This window comes from Shewanella sp. 2_MG-2023 (assembly GCF_030548905.1).
GTDB lineage: Bacteria > Pseudomonadota > Gammaproteobacteria > Enterobacterales > Shewanellaceae > Shewanella > Shewanella electrodiphila.
In genome coordinates this window covers 68,001-88,692 of the sequence record NZ_JAUOSO010000005.1, presented here as the reverse complement: position 1 = coordinate 88,692, position 20,692 = coordinate 68,001, and the positions used below count along the sequence as shown (strand labels likewise).

At 41.8% G+C, this 20,692-nt stretch carries 12 protein-coding genes; 5 read left to right on the top strand and 7 right to left on the bottom strand.

The window, feature by feature from the left end; genetic code table 11:
• The first annotated feature begins 429 nt into the window (after positions 1–429).
• Positions 430–1,452, top strand: coding sequence for a porin (locus Q4600_RS06955; RefSeq protein WP_303514747.1), 1,023 nt, complete (start codon positions 430–432; stop codon positions 1,450–1,452).
• 101 nt (positions 1,453–1,553) lie between these two features.
• Here Q4600_RS06955 and Q4600_RS06950 read toward each other — a convergent pair whose 3' ends face one another.
• Together Q4600_RS06950 and Q4600_RS06945 are read right to left on the bottom strand one after the other, a co-directional pair.
• Positions 1,554–2,213, bottom strand: coding sequence for a thiopurine S-methyltransferase (locus Q4600_RS06950; protein WP_303514750.1), 660 nt, complete (start codon positions 2,211–2,213; stop codon positions 1,554–1,556).
• Between the two features lie 204 nt (positions 2,214–2,417).
• Positions 2,418–2,768, bottom strand: a complete 351-nt coding sequence (locus Q4600_RS06945) for a hypothetical protein (RefSeq protein WP_248956273.1) — start codon at positions 2,766–2,768, stop codon at positions 2,418–2,420.
• Between the two features lie 301 nt (positions 2,769–3,069).
• Here Q4600_RS06945 and Q4600_RS06940 point away from each other — a divergent pair, with 301 nt between their 5' ends.
• Complete coding sequence (locus tag Q4600_RS06940; RefSeq protein ID WP_102526606.1) at positions 3,070–4,878, top strand: protein kinase; 1,809 nt, start codon at positions 3,070–3,072, stop codon at positions 4,876–4,878.
• A gap of 77 nt (positions 4,879–4,955) precedes the next feature.
• On the opposite strand, the gene Q4600_RS06935 is transcribed toward Q4600_RS06940, so the two are convergent.
• The 5 genes from Q4600_RS06935 to Q4600_RS06915 all read right to left on the bottom strand — a co-directional run bounded on the left by Q4600_RS06935 (position 4,956) and on the right by Q4600_RS06915 (position 16,597).
• Positions 4,956–7,334: a zinc-dependent metalloprotease gene (locus Q4600_RS06935; protein WP_303514752.1), complete on the bottom strand. Its 2,379-nt coding sequence runs from the start codon at positions 7,332–7,334 to the stop codon at positions 4,956–4,958.
• A gap of 115 nt (positions 7,335–7,449) precedes the next feature.
• On the bottom strand, positions 7,450–11,154 hold the full coding sequence (locus tag Q4600_RS06930) for a response regulator (protein WP_303514755.1): 3,705 nt from the start codon (positions 11,152–11,154) through the stop codon (positions 7,450–7,452).
• A 438-nt stretch (positions 11,155–11,592) separates the two neighbouring features.
• Positions 11,593–12,348, bottom strand: coding sequence for an oligogalacturonate-specific porin KdgM family protein (locus tag Q4600_RS06925; RefSeq protein ID WP_229368485.1), 756 nt, complete (start codon positions 12,346–12,348; stop codon positions 11,593–11,595).
• A gap of 91 nt (positions 12,349–12,439) precedes the next feature.
• Positions 12,440–15,007, bottom strand: coding sequence for a hypothetical protein (locus Q4600_RS06920; protein ID WP_303514762.1), 2,568 nt, complete (start codon positions 15,005–15,007; stop codon positions 12,440–12,442).
• Positions 15,008–15,046: 39 nt separating this feature from the next.
• Positions 15,047–16,597, bottom strand: a complete 1,551-nt coding sequence (locus Q4600_RS06915) for a polysaccharide lyase 6 family protein (protein WP_303514765.1) — start codon at positions 16,595–16,597, stop codon at positions 15,047–15,049.
• A 299-nt stretch (positions 16,598–16,896) separates the two neighbouring features.
• On the opposite strand from Q4600_RS06915, the gene Q4600_RS06910 reads away from it, so the two are divergent.
• The 3 genes from Q4600_RS06910 to Q4600_RS06900 all read left to right on the top strand — a co-directional run bounded on the left by Q4600_RS06910 (position 16,897) and on the right by Q4600_RS06900 (position 20,542).
• Positions 16,897–17,850 carry a polysaccharide lyase family 7 protein gene (locus Q4600_RS06910; protein ID WP_303514768.1) on the top strand — a complete coding sequence of 318 codons (954 nt, stop codon included), beginning with the start codon at positions 16,897–16,899 and terminating at the stop codon, positions 17,848–17,850.
• A gap of 107 nt (positions 17,851–17,957) precedes the next feature.
• The gene (locus Q4600_RS06905; protein ID WP_303514771.1) at positions 17,958–19,823 is read left to right on the top strand and encodes a putative nucleotidyltransferase substrate binding domain-containing protein; all 1,866 of its coding nucleotides are present in this window, start codon (positions 17,958–17,960) and stop codon (positions 19,821–19,823) included.
• Positions 19,823–20,542 carry a 3'-5' exonuclease gene (locus Q4600_RS06900; RefSeq protein ID WP_102526614.1) on the top strand — a complete coding sequence of 240 codons (720 nt, stop codon included), beginning with the start codon at positions 19,823–19,825 and terminating at the stop codon, positions 20,540–20,542. Before Q4600_RS06905 ends, Q4600_RS06900 begins: the two co-directional genes overlap by 1 nt.
• Positions 20,543–20,692 lie beyond the last annotated feature (150 nt).

The window sequence follows — 20,692 nt, the reverse complement described above, 5'->3', positions numbered from 1 at the left end:
ACCTAACTAGGTCGCTTTTTTTTGCCCTAGACATTCCAATTGAAATTTCCAATATGCAAAACTGCATAACTCTAGCTGACACAAGCCACAAAACTTAACACTTTAGCTACAACTTAACTAACCAGAAAGTCAACTACACCAAGCCTTACACGATATTGACAATTTGTGGAACCTCTATAAATAGGTAGTTTGCTATATTGGTGTTAACTAATGGCTAAAAGTATCGAACTTGTCACATTTTTTCATCAAAACATTACGTTATCCCATAAAGTTTGACATAGCCCACAACTTAAACAGCTCAAACCTGTAAAAATCCTCTCAAGTTCACGTCGTTGACCTATTACTATTTAGATAGTTCCGTGACTGAAATTCACTAAAACACCCCCACTTAAAGGGGATAGAACCTCAGGTTCTAAAGGGAGTATGAAGATGAAAAAGACGCTAATCTCAGCATCTGTAGCCTCAGTAATTGCATTAACTTCTTTCGGCGCTGCAGCTGAAGGCCCAAACTTTTACGGTCGTTTAGACTTAGCTGTGACCAATTCTGACACTGGTGCAACGACTCAAGAAGGAAAAGAAGGTACTGTATTCGAAAACAACTTCTCTCACATTGGTGTAAAAGGCAGCGAAAAAATCTCTGATGCTTTCGAAGTGCTATACCAAATGGAATTCCAAGTTGAAAACACGTCTTCAAGTTCAGATGTTTTCAAGGCTCGTAATACTTTCCTAGGTTTAAAATCTGACTTCGGTACAGTTTTAGTGGGTCGTAACGACACAGTATTCAAGCAAGCAGAAGGCGGCGTTGACGTTTTCGGTAACACCAATGCTGATATTGACCGTCTTGTAAGTGGTCAATTCCGTAAAGCTGATGGTATCTGGTACTACTCTCCAAAAATCGCTGATTTAGTTACATTAAACGCGACTTACCTAATGGAAGATAACTACACAGACGCTAATGGCAACGAATCTTATGAAGATCAGTACGCACTAAGTGCAACCATTGGTGACAAAAAACTTAAAGCTCAAAACTACTATGTAGCAGCGGCTTACAACACTATTGGTGGCATCGATGCTTACCGTGCTGTTGCTCAAGTTAAACTAGGTGATTTCAAAGTGGGCGGTTTATACCAAAACACTGAAAGCCAAACTACTGATCAAGAAGGTGATTCTTACTTCTTAAACGTAGTTTACAACCTAAATGGCGTAAACTTGAAAGCTGAATATGGCGTTGATGAAGCTGGTTTTGGTAAATACTACAGCAACATTGCAGAAGTTGACGGTTCTGACATCAACGTAACTTCAATCACTGTCGGTGCTGACTACCGTATCTCTAAGTCAACGCTAGTATATGGCCACTACGCTATGTACGAAGGTGACCACAAAGTTGCTGGCGCTAAAATCGATTTAGAAGATGACAATATCTTCACTATTGGTATGCGTTACGACTTCTAATTGATTGAGTCACTAGACTCATTTCAATATAGCTATACAAAAAAAGCGACCCTGAGGTCGCTTTTTTTATGGTGTCATTTTAGTGAACTTAACAAATAAGATTACCCTTTACGGGTTAACACATAAGCCGCTTCATTAAGCCAAGGAACATTCTTTTTCACAAAACGCTGATTATCAGCCAGCACATCAGCGCACTCAAGTAACTCAACCTCAAAATCAGCTGCAAGATGCGTCTCTATCCATTGCGGGCTAACGGCAAATGGCGGGCCATTGAGCGCAGATTGATCATAATCCAGTGTCACTAATAAGCCCTTAACGCCAGCAGGAATAAGTTCAGCCAGTTTTTTAGCGTACTGTTGACGCATGGCTTCTGGCCACGCAATGAGTGCGGCGCGATCATAAAATGCGTTAATTGACTGGGTTGATTCGTTAGCTAAAGTAAAAATATCACCCTGGATCAGTGAAACCTGCTCAGTTGAGTAAGCTTGATGTTCACCGTGAGTTTGACGATTAACTGGTAGGTTGTTTTCTTTGAAAAAGTCTTCGACAGCAATTTGATTTAACTCGCAGCCAAGCACACTATGGCCCTGCTCCGCTAAATAACACATATCTAAGGATTTGCCACATAAAGGTACAAATACTTCCGCAGATGGTTCTAGCGATAAACGCGACCAATACTTAAGCAGAAATTCATTAATTTGAGGTTGATGGAATCCAATTTGTTTCAAATCCCATTTTTCGTGCCAAAAGCTCGGCTCCATGATAACAAACCCTTGTTCAGTAACTAATGGGCTTCACTGTAATCACAAAAATACTGAGATGCAACACACCATATAAGCTTGGTCACTCACACAGCGTTAGCAAATTGACTTATCATCAAGCCAAATACGGCAATCGTCACTTAACTTTTATCAGCTCAGGACACTCAAGCTAAGCTAATTTATTGAGCAATAAACCTAGGGGACTTACTCAGGCTCACCCTCTAGCACAAACTGGACTTTCTTAAGCCATTTACAGTTGTCACATTGGCAGTTACGACGAGAAAGATGATGCGGACTCAAATTAGAATCAACAAAATCCACTGCTATTAATAGTTGCTGCTTCAATTCATCAACGGATTTTTTCTCTATGGCAACTAGCTCATCATTATGATTCATCCAGATACACTCTTCGCCTTGATGGCAAGTGGTACACTGTTCATCACTGGCATTATAAAAGACGGCATGTGGACAATGCGTCACTTCCATTGACTGTAAAATTCGCTGACGAGGAAACCTAAACAGTGGAATTAAATCTGCTTTATTGATGGTAGGCATAAGCGCTCCTTGATTAAACCGAATCCGTTGATTCAGTTAAATAGTACCTGTCTATGACCAAAAACAACTTGATTCAAGTCAAAGTTTACAACACCGTTTATTTGAGATAGGTAGCTTTACTCTGAATTGCTAATATAAATACTTAAATAGCGCCGACAATAATTGATCCTGCCGCACTTTTAGCATTTTATGAATTCTTAAACATAAAAATTTACCATCAATACTTGCCTGATAAATCTAAATATGAGTTTATGGTGTTTCTAACACATTAAGCCAATGAGTTAGCTAACTGGAGTACAAAGTGCAGACACCTCAGCTACAACACTTTTATATCAATGAAGAACAATCTGTCTATTTATTAAAAGCTGAAGATGCACGTAAACATCGCGCTTGGATAAGACTATGTAACCAACAGCTGAGTAAGCTAGGATATGCGGATATCGAGTTTATTGGTAAAGGCGCCTATGGCTTCGTGTTTGCTGGTACCAATGATATTGGTGAATCCCACGTGTTTAAATTTTCACGTATTACCCTCCCCCGAAGCGTTCAAGACCGACTGGAAGAAGAAGCGTTTATGCTCAGCCAGTTAGTTCACCCAAACGTTCCTAATGCCATCAAGTTTGAACGTGTTGGCAAGCAAGGGATCATGGTAATGGAGCGTGCTCAAGGGGAGGATTTAGATAAAATTTGCCACCGATTAGGCGTACTGCCTGTAGCGATGATTATCAGTATTGCCCGCCAATTAGCTAACTTACTTTATTATCTGCGCACCGGTAAATGTCTTGTCCATGGCGATATAAAACCCTCTAACTTAGTTTATGATATTAAAAACGATCATTTGTCGTTAATCGACTGGGGATCGGCAGTGTTCGCTCAGCGAGATGAACACAACAAAGCGGTTGAAGATAATGTCATGTCGTTAATGTCCAGCGATCAACACCATACCAATGCCAGAATGGGCGATGTCTATTTTATTGGCTCCGAGCAGCTAAATGGTGCGCTCTCAAGCCCACGCTTTGACGAGCAAGGTGTAGCCGCAACCTTATACGCGTTAGCCTCAGGACAAATTAGCCGTTTCGGCAGTAAAGTGATACCAGCGAGCAGCTTAGGCCTGCCTATTGAGCTGGCCCGAACATTAGATGGCATGCTAAGTGATGATGTTGAAAGGCAAAACCTTGCTGGAGATTATTTCCTTAAGAGCATGCGCCACAACCATCGAATGCACCTACCTGATTTACAAACCCAGCCGCTGCATGAAGACATACCGCTGTGGGTATTACCCAAACAGAAACAAGTTGAAACCGTGAGTTATAGCTCTCGAAAATCATTTTTAAAAGAACATAACACCCAAGATCCTATTGCTAAAATGGACGACGTACAGCTGGAAAAGTACTATCGAAACTTTTTAGCTGGCATGGGAGACACTGAAAAAGGCTTCGTAGCTGCAGTGGGTAAACTGGCGCAATATCCAATTGTTGGCGGTCTTGCTATTCACTGGCGTAAAAGCGGCGTGTACATTGATTCAAATCTTGCCATATACGACCCTGATACCAAAGATGTGCTCATAAAAGCAGTCAATAATATGGTCACTTTAGCCCGTGGAATAAAACGGATCGGGGTATTTAAGGCCTGTTTTTTTAATGCAAAAGACACCTTACATCTTGAGAGGGACACGCCTTCTGAGCCATATAAGATGATCAATGATGCCCAACTTAGTTTTGAAGTGGGTGATGTCCCCGCATCTGAAGGACGTTCGAGATTACACTCCTACTTTGAAGACGGTAAAGATCCTGAAGAAAACCTTGAATTGCCCACTGAGATCATGACCGAGCTTGGCTGGATTAACCAAATTCATCACACTGGTTGTATTATTTTTGAAGCGCTACCTAATCACCTTAAAGTGCACAGTTATTTACGTTTACTCAATCCTCGTAAACAAGCTGCATTTAGGGCTTCATTAGATCGAATTCTCCATCATGCTAGCAAAATACAAGGTCATGGTGTGTCAGGTTTTATGAAGCTGCCCTATAAAAACACCCGACAGTTTTCGCATATCGATCAAAAAAGCGATCATTTTTACCCTAAAAACCCTAAGCAAGCGCAAAGCTAACCCGCTTTGAACAGCGCCTCACACAAAAAAGCCTCATTTCGTAATGAGGCTTTTTACTATCGCATCAGTGAAACCCTTTAAATAGGTGAACCAGGCGGCATTTTTAGTGGCTTAGTAATAAAGCGATATTCTTTCGACTCTATCCCTTGAGCCAAGCCTTGTAACAGCCAATCAAAATGCGCAGCTTGATAGTTGCTCGCACGGTTACTGCGGCGTTTGAGCTGTTTCTCAACATAATGCAGCCTTGCAAGTAATTGAGCTTTTACTTCCGGCGAGGTTTTCTCATTATGATAACTGGCTAACAATTCATCCATAACCACTGTATTGACTCGCATTTGCACCGCCAATAACTGACCGCGCTGCAGATCTTGATAAACCGTTTTCGCCAATAGTTTATCCACTAAACTCACTACAGATAACTGCTCTGAATCATCCATATAGCCTTGATTTACTCTATTTAGTCGTTCAGGTGCTAGTAACCTATTAGCAATTTGGCGGCTCAGTACTTCTGCCATGCCTATAGGATCTGTTAATACACCAATACCAGAATCAAAGCTTTCTCGCGTTTTTCGATAGTTACCCGCTTTCGGCACTAGCATTTCTGTCACTTCTTGTGGAACTGATAAACTCTGCGCCGAAATCACCTCTAACAGTGAAGATAAAGCGGCATGCTGCAACTTTGGTGAAAGGTAATGCCAGCGTTCAGCTGAACCTTGCTGCTGGTAACTGTAATCACTACCACCAATCCATTTAGCCGCGGCATCTATCTGGTAACGCGTCAGTAGATAGATGGGCACAAATGCATCACTCAGCTCACCTAATGGCTGTTCTTGCAGTAAAGCTTGAGCATTAAATTGCTCAATGGCGGTGCGACGAACTTGCTCTAATCGGGTTAACTCAGCCGCAGCCGAAGCTCCAGTGTCCCATAAACTTGCATAAGCGTGACTGGCTGAAGGTGAACGAGAATCAGCTTCGCCAATATAGCGTAGGCCTTGAGTTCTCGCTTGTCTGACCAACTCTTCCATGTTCGCTTCATTGCCGTAACCATAGGCAATAGTGAACTTATCCCATGCGCCTATACCCTCAGCATATGGCGCTGAGATATCAATTTTATCACCGTTAAGTGTGGCATTAGGGTGTGGATAATCCATCACAGATGCATTGTCATTGGTCGATGCAGCAAAGTTATGGTCAAGGCCAATTGTGTGGCCAATTTCATGGGCCGACAGCTGACGAATACGGGCTAGTGCTAATGCCATAGATGCATCACTTGCCGCTTCTCTGTCTTCCCAGCCAGCTGTTAAACCACGCGCAATTAAGTGATCTTGTTTAACCCGCAAACTGCCTAGAGTCACATGGCCTTTAATGATTTCACCGGTGCGAGGATCTTTGATTGATGCGCCATATGACCAACCGCGCGTCGCTCTATGTACCCACTGGATCATGTTATAGCGAATATCTTGTGGGTCAGCATCTTCAGGCAACATTTCGACTTTAAAGCCATCAATAAAACCTGCTTCAGTAAAGGCTTCTTCCCACCAGCGAGCACCATCTAACAGTGCAGTGCGAATAGGCTCTGGCACACCAGGGTCGAGATAATAGGTAATAGGCTTGATGACTTCACTGGGCGCTATACCTGGAGTGACTTTTTCTAAACGATGTCTGAGTAAATAACGCTTACTGAGCGGAGAATCTATTGCAGCAGAGTAATCATAATATTCACCTGACAAATACCCACTCATAGGTTGATATTCGCGAGGTTGATAACCTTCCTCTGGTAGCGCCACAAATGAATAGCGCATTCTTACCGAAACAAACTTGCCATCAGGGGTTACTTGCCTGACTTGCTCGCCTTCTTTGTTGCTAGTGAAGGTTAATAAAACGTCCACATCGGCATTCTTTTCAAAGGACTTTATCCCCTCTTCCATAATGACCGAACGCGAGGTATCTAAACTGTAATGACCTTGCTTAGTATCAGCAAAACGCTGCCCGACGCCGTGAAGATCATTAAGGACTAAATCATTCACCGACACTAATGGCGTTTTGCCATCTAAGACTTTGCCGCGCCATAACACTGATTCAGCAAAAGCTTCTTTAACCGCTAATTGCTCCGCAGGATTGTCACTGCTGGCACGATAAAAAGTGTTTAATTGCTTTAATAATATGAAAGGACCTTGGCGCTCAAACTGCACCATTCTGGTTTCACCTAATTGGCCACGATCTAGCCCGATATCATTAGAGCCAACGCCGTGGGGCAAGCTAGTTATCATCAAAAAAGGTTGATTTAACTTTTGGGCCTCTAAAAATAGCTCTCCTGATTTGTTTTGGTAATAGAAATTAATAAACCCAGAAGCTTTCTCACTTTGCTTAATCACGGTTTGCGCAGGTGTCGCCGCATACGTCATGATGGGAATGGCGGTTAATGCCAATGAAAGTGCGATGCTGTGGCGGATCATTAAACTATCTCCAAATCGAATAAACAGGGTCTACAAACAAATAAACAACTCAAACTTTAAGCAAGTTAATACAAACAACTGTGCTAAGCCAGATTTAAATCTGGCTTAGCACTTATCACTTATGGCTATTCTTATAATCTATCCAATGCTCAAGCGAATCAAATAACTCATTCAAGACGATAGGTTTGGTAATATGGGCATTCATACCCGCTTTTAAGCTCTTTTCTCTATCGCCTGACATTGCATGAGCAGTCATGGCAATAATGGGCATTTGTTCACTGGAATAACGTTTACGCAGTTCCTGAGCGGCTGTGAGACCATCCATCACTGGCATTTGAATATCCATCAATACCGCATCAAATGGCTTACTATCAATTATATCTAGCGCGATTTGACCATTATCGGCCACCACTACTTCATAGCCAGCACTTTTCAATAACTCTGTAGCGACTTGCTGATTAATAAAGTTATCTTCAACCAATAGTACTAAACCAGCTTCTTTAGTTTGCTCAGGATCTTCCTCGACTACTGGCGCCACATTGAGTTTAGGTTCAGCGGCAAATGCACCGATGATTTCGTCAAATAATGCCGAGGCTTTAAATGGCTTTTGTAACACGGCAAACACACGGCTTTCATCAAATTCAGCTTCTAATGGCTCGGCTGAATAAGCCGTCATTAAGATGATGACTGGACGTTTTTTAAGACGACCATCTGCCACCATCTCATCGATAATATCGATAACATCAGCGCCGCCCATTTCAGGCATCATCCAATCTAGCAGCAGCAAATCCACTGAGCTATGGGTTAGCACATCAATGGCTTCAGCGCCGCTTTGCGCTGTTTTAACATCAAAGCTAAAGTCATCCATAACGGTTGAGTATATTTGCAATGCACTTGGGTTATCATCAACTACTAAGGTGGTTAAGTTATTCAACTGCTCAGGCACCACTAACGGCGCAACAACATTCTCTTCGGCAATTTCAAAGCTAATATTGAAACTAAAGGTACTGCCTTGATTTGGCTCTGATGACACTTCCATCGTACCGCCCATCAGCGACACTAAGTGCTTACTGATCGATAAGCCTAAGCCTGTACCACCGTATTTACGAGTTGTAGAGCCGTCGGCTTGTGAGAAGGCATCAAACAACTTAGCTTGTTGCTCTTTGCTAATACCAATCCCGGTATCACGTACCCAGAATTTAAGGTTGATACGGTGATCGCGCTCACCGACATCTTCACAGCCCAGTTCAATTTCGCCATTTTGGGTAAACTTGACTGCGTTAGATAATAAGTTAACCAATACTTGGCCTAAACGCAGCGGATCGCCACTAAGAATTAAGCCTGCGGTCACTGGGGCATACAGTAATAACTCTACCCCTTTCTCTTGTGCTTTTTGCGCGTTCATATCAATGACGTGATCAAGCACCTTATCAAGCGGGAATGACACTCGCTCTAACTCTAGTTTACCCGCTTCAATCTTGGAGAAATCCAAAATGTCATTGATGATCCGCAGTAAAGACTGAGCCGAGAAACCTGCCTTGTTAAGGTAATCTTGCTGCTGCGGTGTTAGCTGAGTACGCTGCGCTAGCTGCAACATACCGATAATCGCGTTCATTGGGGTGCGGATTTCATGACTCATATTAGCCAGGAATTCACTCTTATACATATTGGCAAGTTCAGCGTCTTGCTTCGCTTCAAGCAAGGCCACCTCATTACTTTTTTGACGAGTAATATCTTTGTGGGTACCCAACATACGTTTCGATTGACCGTCATCGGCAAACTCTACCGCACGACCACGTGATAATACCCAATGGTACTCACCGGATTTCGCTCGCATCCGATACTCAATCTCGTAGGTGCCTTCAGGTTTTTTGGCATAGCCACTGCGGTATTCTTCAACACGCATGCGATCATCTGGATGAATTAACGCATCCGTTGATGAAATAAGCGCAGGGAATTCATTTGGCTTATAACCCAGCATTGAATAGAAAGCAGGGTTACAAATCAGCTGCTCTGAATCTAAATACCAATCCCATAAGCCATCTTCTACCGCATCCATCGCAAGATGATAACGCTCTTCAGATAAGCGTAACTGCTCAGCGGACTCATACTCACGGGTCACATCACGCCAAACCGAAATAAGCCCTAATAGCTCGCCACGACGATTGTAGAAAGGTAACTTTAAGGTATCGAGTAATACTGTCTTGCCGCCGATATCGACTTTTTCTTGATAACGCAGCAACGAGCGATCACTTAAGACTTTCTGATCTTCTTCACGAATACGTGCGCCTTGATCATGAGTTGCATCAAGTGATAGTTGGCCTACTAGTTCATTTTCTTTACAGCCAAGCATGTATTCAGCTGACTTATTACAGCCTAAATACTTACCCTCTTTATCTTTATAAACAATCGCCTCGGGAATTGAGTCAATCAAAGAACGCAGTAATGCAAATTCACGTTCTCGACGCTCTGTGGTATCACGCAGTCGTTGAGTACGCCGCGCAACGAGATTATCAAGGCGCTTATTCTGCTCAGCTAAGTGGCGGGTATATTGTTTGTTTTCTTCAAAAATGCGGCTGACCAGTAAAAACCACGGCTCCCAACCTTCGGTAATTTTCTTTGGCGCAGCAATCGGCTCACGGGAACACTCTTCTAAATGGGTCAGCAGGCGAGATGCTGGATTAACGAATGAGCGACGAGTCTGCCAATGCACTATCGTCACCAATACTGATAACGCTAAAACAACTAATAAAAACGTCAGCTTTAACTTATCCCACGCATCTTGGAATAACACATCTTCATCTTGTAAATACAATAAACGCCAAGGTGGATTTTGCAATGCAACTGAATGGATGTAATAACCATTACGTAATATGCCATCGTGGGCATCGAATAGCTCAGACTCAGGTAGCGAGTGTAACTCTGACGGGATCCGCTGACTAATGTGATAAACACGGTTCATATCATTGGCGTCGAAGTCACTGTGAGAAAGGATATTGTTGTATTGATCCAGCAATATCACCGTGCCCGGCATTTTAAAATACATGCGCATTTGCTTAGCAAGCGATGCCAGTGTCATATCTAGGTTGATTGAACCGATAAAATCATCTTCAAGATAAACCGGTAACCCTAATGTAGTTAACAGTCCTTGATCGGCTAAATCAACATACGCTTCGCGCCAGAATACGCTGCGCTGTGGGTTCATTGCGGGCGTTGCAAGTTGGAATTGTTTCTTGTTTAACAGTTCTTCTCTAAATCGGGTCTCATTGGTCGACCACGGAAATGAAGACATTATCCGTTGTTTAGAGATGTAGTAAATTGATGATGCTTTTGGCGCTGCTTCTTTAGCAACAGGGAAAGACAATGACAGTTCAAACAGCATTTCTAATTCTTGATAGAAGGTATCACTGCGGCCATCTAACGAGCCCATACCAGTGATCCGCCCCATATTGGTAAAAGGTTCACCGCTAATGGCGTAGCTAGGTTCTAAGGTAAAGAACTGGCCATCTTCATTGAATTTTTCATACTGAGGCAAACGATCTTTACGCACTAATTCGCCCAGGCGTAAGTTATCAACCGCCACATTACGTAAACTTTTAACCGCGCGAATACTGGACTCAAGCAGTAAATCAATTTGCAGTACATGACGTAAGACTTGCTCTTCACGCTCTTTAATTAATTGCGTTTTTTGACGTTCAAATAGCATCCAAGCCGATAATAGCGCCATAACAATAACGCCAATATAGGTATAAAAAACAGCTCGATTGTACTTTCGTTGAATAAGCGATTTTAGATGTAAATCTGGCTCGGTCGATTTCATTGAAATCCCTATGGTTTACTCAATAGCGTCGATGTTCAAAAGAAAAAGGAGAGGCGCTACATAGTTTAATTCTGGTTTATTTATGCATATTATCAGGAAGCTATTCTTAAGCACATGAATAACCTAGATCAATCGTTAGAAAACATGTCATTTTAATCAGTTTATAAATAGCTTCTAAAACATAGCAAATTATCACTATAGAATCATGGTGATTTTACCTTTAATACCAAGAAATCTGATTCCTTATTTTGTGATAGATAAAAGCTTCAATTTCTCTGCCCTTATCCCAATTACTCACTGCAGAATTAATATTCGCTAGCGTTAAGTGAAAACTGAAAATTAAAAAGTTGCCTCAAAACAATAACAACGACTAAAAACAAAAAAACCGACAATGCCAACGCATCACCGGTTTATCATTTACGGCTAATTTCTCATTAACTAGAAGCGGAACTTATAACCAAACTCAATGGCATTATCACGTTCACCATACCACTCATAATCACTGCCTAAATGGCTGGATTTAAGGAGTTCAGACTTAATTTTATACTTGCCATAGAATGCATGAGCACGAGCATTTGGCAGACGGTATTCCGCGCTAAATTCATGCTCCCATACCGTGCCTTTGTTGTTATCAAATACGTTGTCATCCAGCTTGTCTTTGTAAATCGCATCATAAACAAATCTAAAGTCATTCCACGTATACGTTAACCACAGGTCATAACGCATTTCTTTACCCACAGCATCATCATAAACACCGCTACTTAGGCTCAAACGATCTAAATCCTCTGAGTAGCGGGCACGGAATTTCATTTGAAAATCTTTGGTTATGCGGTAGCCATAAAAAGCGCCAAGACGAAGCTTTTTAGCGTTTTCTTTGATTTGGTAATCCAATAATGGACCAACTTCGTGTTCATTCTTATCGCCCCAACGATGACGATAACCCGTTTTAACAGTAAATTCATATTGATCAGGTGCATAACCTGTTTCAAGCTCAGTTTTACTGCGGTCATATTGCCATACTTGTTCAAAGCCGAAGTTAAAACCGTTATCCATTCTGTGGCTAAACTCGAGTTTAGGACGATCTGTACGGCCATCTAATACTTTATGTTCCCACTTCATTGTAATGGTGCTGTTCGCTAGTGCTGAACCACTCACCATACTTAATAAGCCCAAGGCTAAAATTGATTTTTTCATCTTAAAATATCTTCCTGTAGGTAGTTAAATACCCGGCATGTGCATCGCACATGCCTTATCAATATCGAATAAATTACAATTCAAGGCGTAATTAGTTGTGAGTGTTACCAGTAAATACATTGGTACTTTCAGCTGGTAAACGAGCGAAAATAGCAGCATCACGCACACCTTCGCCCACATCATTAACCGCTTCTAGGGTGTAATCAGTGAAGGTGTTGTTGCTCACAGTGACAGCACAAGTATTTTCGTTGTCAGCGTCTTTAATGACACCGCTACTTGAATCCCCGATTTTAACTGCGGCCGTTTCTTTATTACCATCACCAATGATGCTGAAGGTGTTGCCATCAATCAGCGATCCCATGCGACCCTTACTAGAACTACACGTCAGTTTCACCATGTCGTTTTGTAAGTTACGGCTTTGAGTAAGGAACTCACTACCCGTTAGGTTGATGAAACCGTATGAACGGATCCAAGCGCCTTTGTTTTCGATTTGATCTTGTTCAGTGATATTTGAAGCGTCGAATGAAAGGTTATCCAAGATGATTGGCATACCATCCTCACCGACTTTTTGAATATTAATGACTGCTTCTTTGGCATCATCGGTCGCGCCACATTTAGCTATGGCGTCATTATTAAACGTGATGTTTGTGATTTGTGCACCCGCCGCACCATCAACCACATCAATACAAGCACTACCAGAAATAGCCGCGCCAGTTTGACCTGTTAACGTGATGGCTCTATCGATGGTAATCACACCTGTTGAATATTCAAAGCTTGCGCCTAAAGTAATGGTGCTACCCGCTGTTGCAGCTTGAATTGCCACATTAACTTCATCAACATTTTCAGGGTAAGTCGGCTCAGGATCTGTGCCGCCACCTGTTACCGTGTTATTGGTTTCAGTCGTATCACCAAAGACATCGTAAAGTGCTGTGCCAATATCGTTGTTTTCGCTGATTAACGCATTGAATTTATCAAAGGTATTGTCAGTGAACTCAGCGCCACAGTTTTTATCTTCTTGGCCTAAGTTACTTGGCACACCAATGGTTGCAGCGATTGTCATACCTGAAGTGTTATCAGCGCCCAAACCAAAAGTGCTACCTGAAATGATTGAACCACGTGGGTCACTGTTTGAGCCACCACGAGAAGCAGAGCTTCCGCAGTTTAGATATACAATATTTTGCGCATCGGCTGATTTATTGACAAATTCAGAGTCAGAAATATCGACTAAACCACGAGAGTAAACCCAAGCATCACTCTCACCCGTTGATTCTTCGAACCCGCTACCGTCAAAGGTTAAGTTTTCAAGCGCAACTGCTGTTTTATCTTTACCCACTTTACCGATGTTAATAATAGAAGTTGAGGTGCTTTCACCCGAACCACAGTCATTCATCACGATATTTTCAAAGCCGATGTTAGAAATCTTTGCTTGATTACCGTTACGTAAAATTTCAGCTGCTTCTGTTGGAATATCGATACAAACTGCGCCAGAGAAAATAGCTTGCTCTGTCTCAGTCACAACGCCTTCTGAATCAGTTGATTGTAAGGTAATAGCTTGATTGATAATTAAGGTTCCGGCATCAGCAAAGTTACCAGCAACATCTAAACTAATAACAGTGCCTGAACTTGCCGCATCAATTGCTGCATGTAACTCAGCAACCGTTGTCACCACATCAGGCGCTTCTGGTGGAACACCTGGGTCGGTATCACCATCAGTTAAGGTATTGTCAGATTCAGTGGTATCACCAAATACATCATAAAGTGCAGTTGATTGATCGCTAGTCTCGCTGATTAAAAAGCCAAATTTTTCGAATGTATTGCCTGTAAAGGTCGCAGCACAATTCTTATTTTCTTGACCTAAGTTGCTAGGCACACCGATTGTGGCCGCTTTAGTCGCATCATTTGCATTGATTTCAGCCAGTGCAAAGATATTGCCAGCCATGATAGAGCCAAGATCATTGGCGTAACTACCGCCTCGAGATGCTGAACTACCACAGTTCAGGTAAATCATACTTTGTGCATCTGTCGATTTATTGGTAAATACACTGTCTGAAATATTCACTAAACCACGAGAATAAACCCAAGCAGCACTATCACTGGTAGACTCTTCGAAGCCAGTGCCATCAAAAGACAGGTTATCTAAAATAACCGCTGTTTTATCTTTACCGACTTTACCGATATTAATAATTGAATTAGAGGTGCTTTCACCTAAGCCACAGCTATCCATGACGATGTTTTCAAACGCCAAGTTTGAAATACGCGCTTGCTCACCACCACGAAGAATTTCTGCAGCTTCAGTAGGAATATCAATACAAACCGCGCCAGATAAAATCGCCTGCTCATTTTCTACAGGATCATCAATTGCGCCATCGGCATCAGAGGTAATTAGGGTAATGGCTTTATTAATAACAATAGTGCCAACATTTTCAAAGCTACCATCGATATTCAAGCCGATAACAGTACCCGCTTCTGCGGTATCAATTGCTGACAATAACTCAGCTGAACTTGAAGCAACCACATCGGCTACATCAGGTGTTTCAACGGGTGGTTGCCCTGGATCTGTTCCACCATCCCCTGGAGGTTCATCATAAAAGTCACAACCTGCTACTAAACTTGTCGATAAAGCAATGGCCACTAAAGCCGATATTTTTTTAATTCTCATTTTACTGCCCCATTAATGAGTTTAACGTTCATCTTTTTATTATTTGATGCGATAGCTCGCACCCGTATCTTGAGTCGTTAGTACTTTCAGTCCTTTAGCACCACCATCGAAATTAGTTGCTTCAAGCAAACCATTTTCAGCGCGCTGTAGTTGAGGATTACGGTAAATAACCCCGTCCCATGGCAGTTCGATGCCCGCCACTGGGCCATAGTACAAATCATTTTCGTAAGTAGGGTTCACCAAAGGTGCAACGCTTTCATTACCCGTGAGAGCCAAAGTTCTTGAACCTTGTGCATAAGACAGGTTGTTCTTAAAGCTCAGATCGGTGCCCGCAAAGATGGTGCTCACTTTGGCATTGTCATAAAGGCTGACGCGGTGAGTTTTGGTGGAATAAAGGAAGTTTTGGCGAGAGTCGATAATGGTGTTGTTTTCAATTTTAACTTTATAAGGTGTAGCCTGTTTATTGAGCTCTTTACCTTTCACATCATTATTTAAGGTTTCACCTGCTGCAACATCAGTGATACCAGTGTTCACAGCGATACCGCCACGCACATCACCAGTGCCCATTACTCGTTCAATGTAGTTATTGCGAATCGTATGACCAGCATCATAGAAACGAATACCACCAGATTGCTTTTTGTTGTTACCTAAAATGACATTGTCTTCTACTACATTGTCGGTACCGTGACGCAGTGAAATCATCGAAGCATTATCAACAAAAGTATTGCCTCTAAGCGTGTTACCGCCTGATTTCAATGAAACTAATTCAGTCTCACCATCACACTTCAAAAATAAATTACCTTCGATTAAGGTTTTTGAAGCGTAAATTGAGCTCTTAGAGTCACCTAAACGAATGGCTTCCCAGCTATTTGAGTTATAACGAACCGCATCAGGGTTATCGAACTCATTAAACTGGTTATGTTGCTGATTATAAAAAAGGTTACCTTTGATGGTATGGTGGTCAGGCGTGGTATCGCCTTTCTTTTTCTGCACGCCAATCAAGGTGCCACGTTTATGTTTCCCTTCAAAAGTATTATTGATTAAGCTGTTATGCTTTCCATATAAAGAGATCCATAAGTACTTTGGATATTCAGCGCGTTTGTCGTCTGGCTGATAAAGGTAGTCATCATTGAAGAAGTAGAAAGTAGAATTAGTTAGCGTATTATTATCACCACGGAAGACCACACCGCCCATTCTTTCTGCTGGGCCTCCATCGGTAAATACCACACCGTCTAAGGTAATATTGTCACCACGAAGATTAAACTGTACTAAACCGGTAAACCAAACTTCCCCAGGGTTCGCAGCTTTAATCGTGACGTTATTTGCTTTGATATCAAATTTGCCAAGGTTGGCATATTTTCCAGCATCGATAACGAGCGTTTCACCATCTTGGAGTGTGAGTAATTTATCTTTTAATGCTGCAGCATCAGCACTTTGCAAAGATGACGCAGCAATAGCACTTTTATTATTTTGCTCAACCATTGGTCCTGTGATTGTTGCTGTCCCCACAACATCAACCGCAGGCTCGGTAGCTGCACAACCTGCCAGCAATACCAAAGAAATAGCTGAAGCGATAATACGCTTTTTCATACTTTCCCCTTTCCTATTTGTATTATTTAACACAAGCTTATTTGTATTATTAATCTTTTGGTAGGAAAAACTGTGAGATTGTTCATAAACTAACTAATTAGGAGTATATAATTGATTATTCTTTGCAACCAAAGCAAAAAAACGTTTAACAATGAGACTTCCAGGGTAAACTTTAATCACAAAAATTAACAATGGTCTCATTAGCTGATTGCTAATTGAGTAGAATATTAAAAATTTCTCCCACAAATTCGTTTGAAAAAGTAAGATATATTGTCTTACAAATAAGGAAGGTTATCGTTATGTTAATGCGAATATTTATCTCTAATGTATTACTTATACTTCTTTTAGGTTGTTCAGGTTCTTCTGATTCACCTGAAACGCCACCTGAAACGCCTCCTGAAGTGCCTCCAGAAGTGCCTCCGTGCGAAACCTGCAATTGGACAATTGAGCAGTGGAAATTGACTATTCCTGAGAGCAAAGACAGCTTTTATGGTTCAGGCGGAACGAGTGCTGCAGAACTAAAACCTGGGACATGCAGTAATAATCAAACCTTCTCAAATGACACAGACATCACTTATTTCTGGACTGAAACCAATCCACAGCAAATGGTGTTTAACCTTGATTTAGGCATAGATGGCGCGACGACACCCAATACCCAGTATGTGCGTTCTGAATTACGTGAGCTATATCGATACGATACTGAAAGTGCATGCTCTACAAGCAATCAAAATTGGTCTATTAGTGGTGAGCATCAATTAATGGCATCGCTGAACATCATTCAATATCCACAAATCTCATCGACGACACCAAAAGTGATTGTTGGCCAAGTACATGGCAAAGATATCAAGCAAGCATTGGTAAAAGTATTATGGGAGGGCGAGGATAAGCCTGTCAGAGTCATATTAAATGACACGTTCAATCCTAATAATGAGACTTGTGATACTTGTCAGCCTTTCAGTATCGAATTAGGCACAGCCCCAGCGTACGAAGATTGGCAATACTCGATTCATCTTGATACTGATGGCGTAACGCTTTCAACTACAATTGCAGGCGCTACAACTCAAAAAACGTTAAAATGGGGCGAACCTGTGATCGCAAATAATGGCCAAGAATACACCTTAGATACCGCTTGGCTTGATGAAGAATATTACTTTAAAGCTGGCATATACCCTCAAATAGTGACGTCGTCGAACTATGTTGGACAAATATTTGAAGTCGGCTTTACCGAACTTAAGGTAACTCATACTCCATAGCTAGGCATGATCGTAACTGTCCAGGCTGCATAAATTTTCATGCAGCTTGAGAAAATTGAGTTTAAGCTATGTAAGATCATGAGTTATTCATTATTTAAGGTATAAAAATGGACGAATCTTTACTTCCTAATGTCATCCAATTTATTGGACAAATCGATCCATTTGATAAACTGCCTAAAGCCGTAGTTCGCGACCTTGCTGAAGTGGTTAAAATTATTTATGTTTCTCAAGGTGAAGTTGTTGATTTATCTTCAGATAATCAAGAAAAGCATTTGTATATTGTGCGCTCAGGCGCAATGGAGCAACGTAAAAAAAGTGGTGTGTTACGCGCCCGTCTAGAATCAGAAGACTTATTTGGCTTCACCTTTTTAGATTCTGATGTTGATGACGACCAAGGTTATCAAGCTATCGCCATTGAGCCCTGCTTACTGTACCTGATCCCTCATTCAGCACTGCAAAGCTTGTTTACCAAAACACCTGAATACGCAGAACATTTTGCATCACAAGCACAAGTACGTTTGAACTCAGCATTAGACGTTGTCTGGTCAAATAAAGAAAAAGGCCTGTTCATTCGCAAGGTAAAAGATGTCGCCAGTGGTCGTATTGCTGTGGTCACCGCCGATATGAGCATTCAAGCTGTCGCCCATGAAATGCGCATGATTAAACGCACATCCTGCGCTGTCATTTACGAAGATGACAAAATTGTCGGCTTGATTACCGACCGTGATATGACCAAACGCGTCATTGTGGAAGGCTACCCAATTGATAACCCAATTAAAGATGTGATGACATCGAATCCGCTCACTGTCGCACCCGATGATCTTGTTCTGCAAGCTGCCTCACTAATGATGCAATACAACGTGCGTAATCTTCCTGTCGTCGAAGACAACAAAGTCGTCGGGTTATTAACTACGACACACTTAGTGCAAAACCACCGTATGCAGGCCATTTTTCTAATTGAGAAAATTAAGTATGCTGTCAGTGTCAAAGAACTTGCTGAATTAAACCCTGAGCGCCAAGCCATTTTCGAAGCCTTAGTAGAAGGCAAAGTGGTACCTGAAACCATCGGCAAAGTAATGGCGATGATTTTCGATGCTTACACTCGACGATTAATCAATATCATGATTGATCAACTGGGTCAGCCGCCCTGCGAATTCGCCTGGATTGTCGCAGGTTCCCATGCCCGCAATGAAGTACATTGCTTAACGGATCAAGATAGTGCAATCGTGTTAGCCGACAACGCCACTGCCAATGATCGGATTTACTTCAAACATTTAGCCGAATTTGTCACTCAAGGGCTTAATCGTTGTGATTACCCACTTTGCACGGGCTTTTATATGCCAACCACAGAAAAGTGGTGCCAACCATTATCAATGTGGAAGCAATATTATAAAAAGTGGGTCGCTAACCCTGAATACGAACGCCTACTCAATATCAGTGTATTTTTAGAGATTAGAACTGCATTTGGTAATCAGCAGTTTGAACATGAATTACATGAGTCTATGCATAACCATATACGTGCAAATGCAGAATTCTTGGGGATCTTAGTCAAAGACGCGACAAATACCAGTCCACCCCTCGGTATCTTTAATTCATTAGTGCTAGAAAAAAGTGGTAAAAATAATAAGACACTGAATATCAAAAAATATGCGATTAACTTAATTATCGATCTAGCAAGGATTTATGCCTTAGCTGTTGGCAGTGATGCTCTGCAAACAGAGGCTCGTTTCCAAGCGGCTAATGATGCGGGAGTATTAAGTGATGATGCCTTTAAAAATATTATGGGCGCATACCGCTTTATTTTGTCGTTCAGATACAGTCATCAACTAACGGCATTAAAGGAAGGCAAAGTTCCTAATAACCATATTAATCCAGATACTTTTGGTAGCTTCGAGCGTAAACATTTAAAAGACGCCTTTCGGATCATTGCCGATCAACAAGATGCCGCTAAACTGCGCTTTGGAAATATCTAATGGCTCTTTTAGACTATTTCCATCCTCTGTCGGTTTTAAAAAGGCAACGTGAAAGCTTTCTTATTAAAGACAGCTCAATGCAAAATCTTCTTAAGCCGACCAAAGCAGAGCTGCCAGAACTTAAGGCATTATGCAAAGACTTAACCTACGTGGTACTCGACATCGAAACCACTGGCTTCGATCCTGTTGATGATGACATTCTCAGTATGGGTTGGGTAGTGATTAACAACCAACAAATTGACTTAGCCAATTGCCAACACCTTTATATTAAGAACTGTGACAAAGTAAAACCTGAATCCGCAGTCATCAATCACATCACTCCACAAATGTTAGATAACGGCATTTCACTGCATGAGGCAATGAACTATTTTTTCACTCAATTGGGCGACAGGGTATTAGTGGCCCACGGTTCAGTGATTGAATCGGGGTTTATAAACTACTACGCCAAAAAGTATTGGCAACTGCCTACGCTGCCTTTACTTTGGCTCGATACTTTATGCTTAGAGAAGCATTTTGCTACCGCTATAGATCATTACTCTGATGTCGATCTCACCTTAGCGGGCACCCGCAAACGTTATGGCTTGCCTGAATATAATAGTCATAACGCATTAGTCGATGCGCTCGGGGCGGCAGAATTATTGTTGGCGCAACAAAAAAGGTTATCTCGAGGCAGTCGTGACAGCTTTGCCCGACTCTATCGATTAAGTCAGAAGAAATAGCTAAAAATACACCAGAGAAGTGAACGACCATATTAAAGTTTGATCATTTTCAAACATATTTTTGGACAGAAATAATTTAAAGCTGAAACTCTGAAAGCAACAACTTCCATTAGGGAAAGTATGGCGACCTGATATGTGGTAACGCCGCGC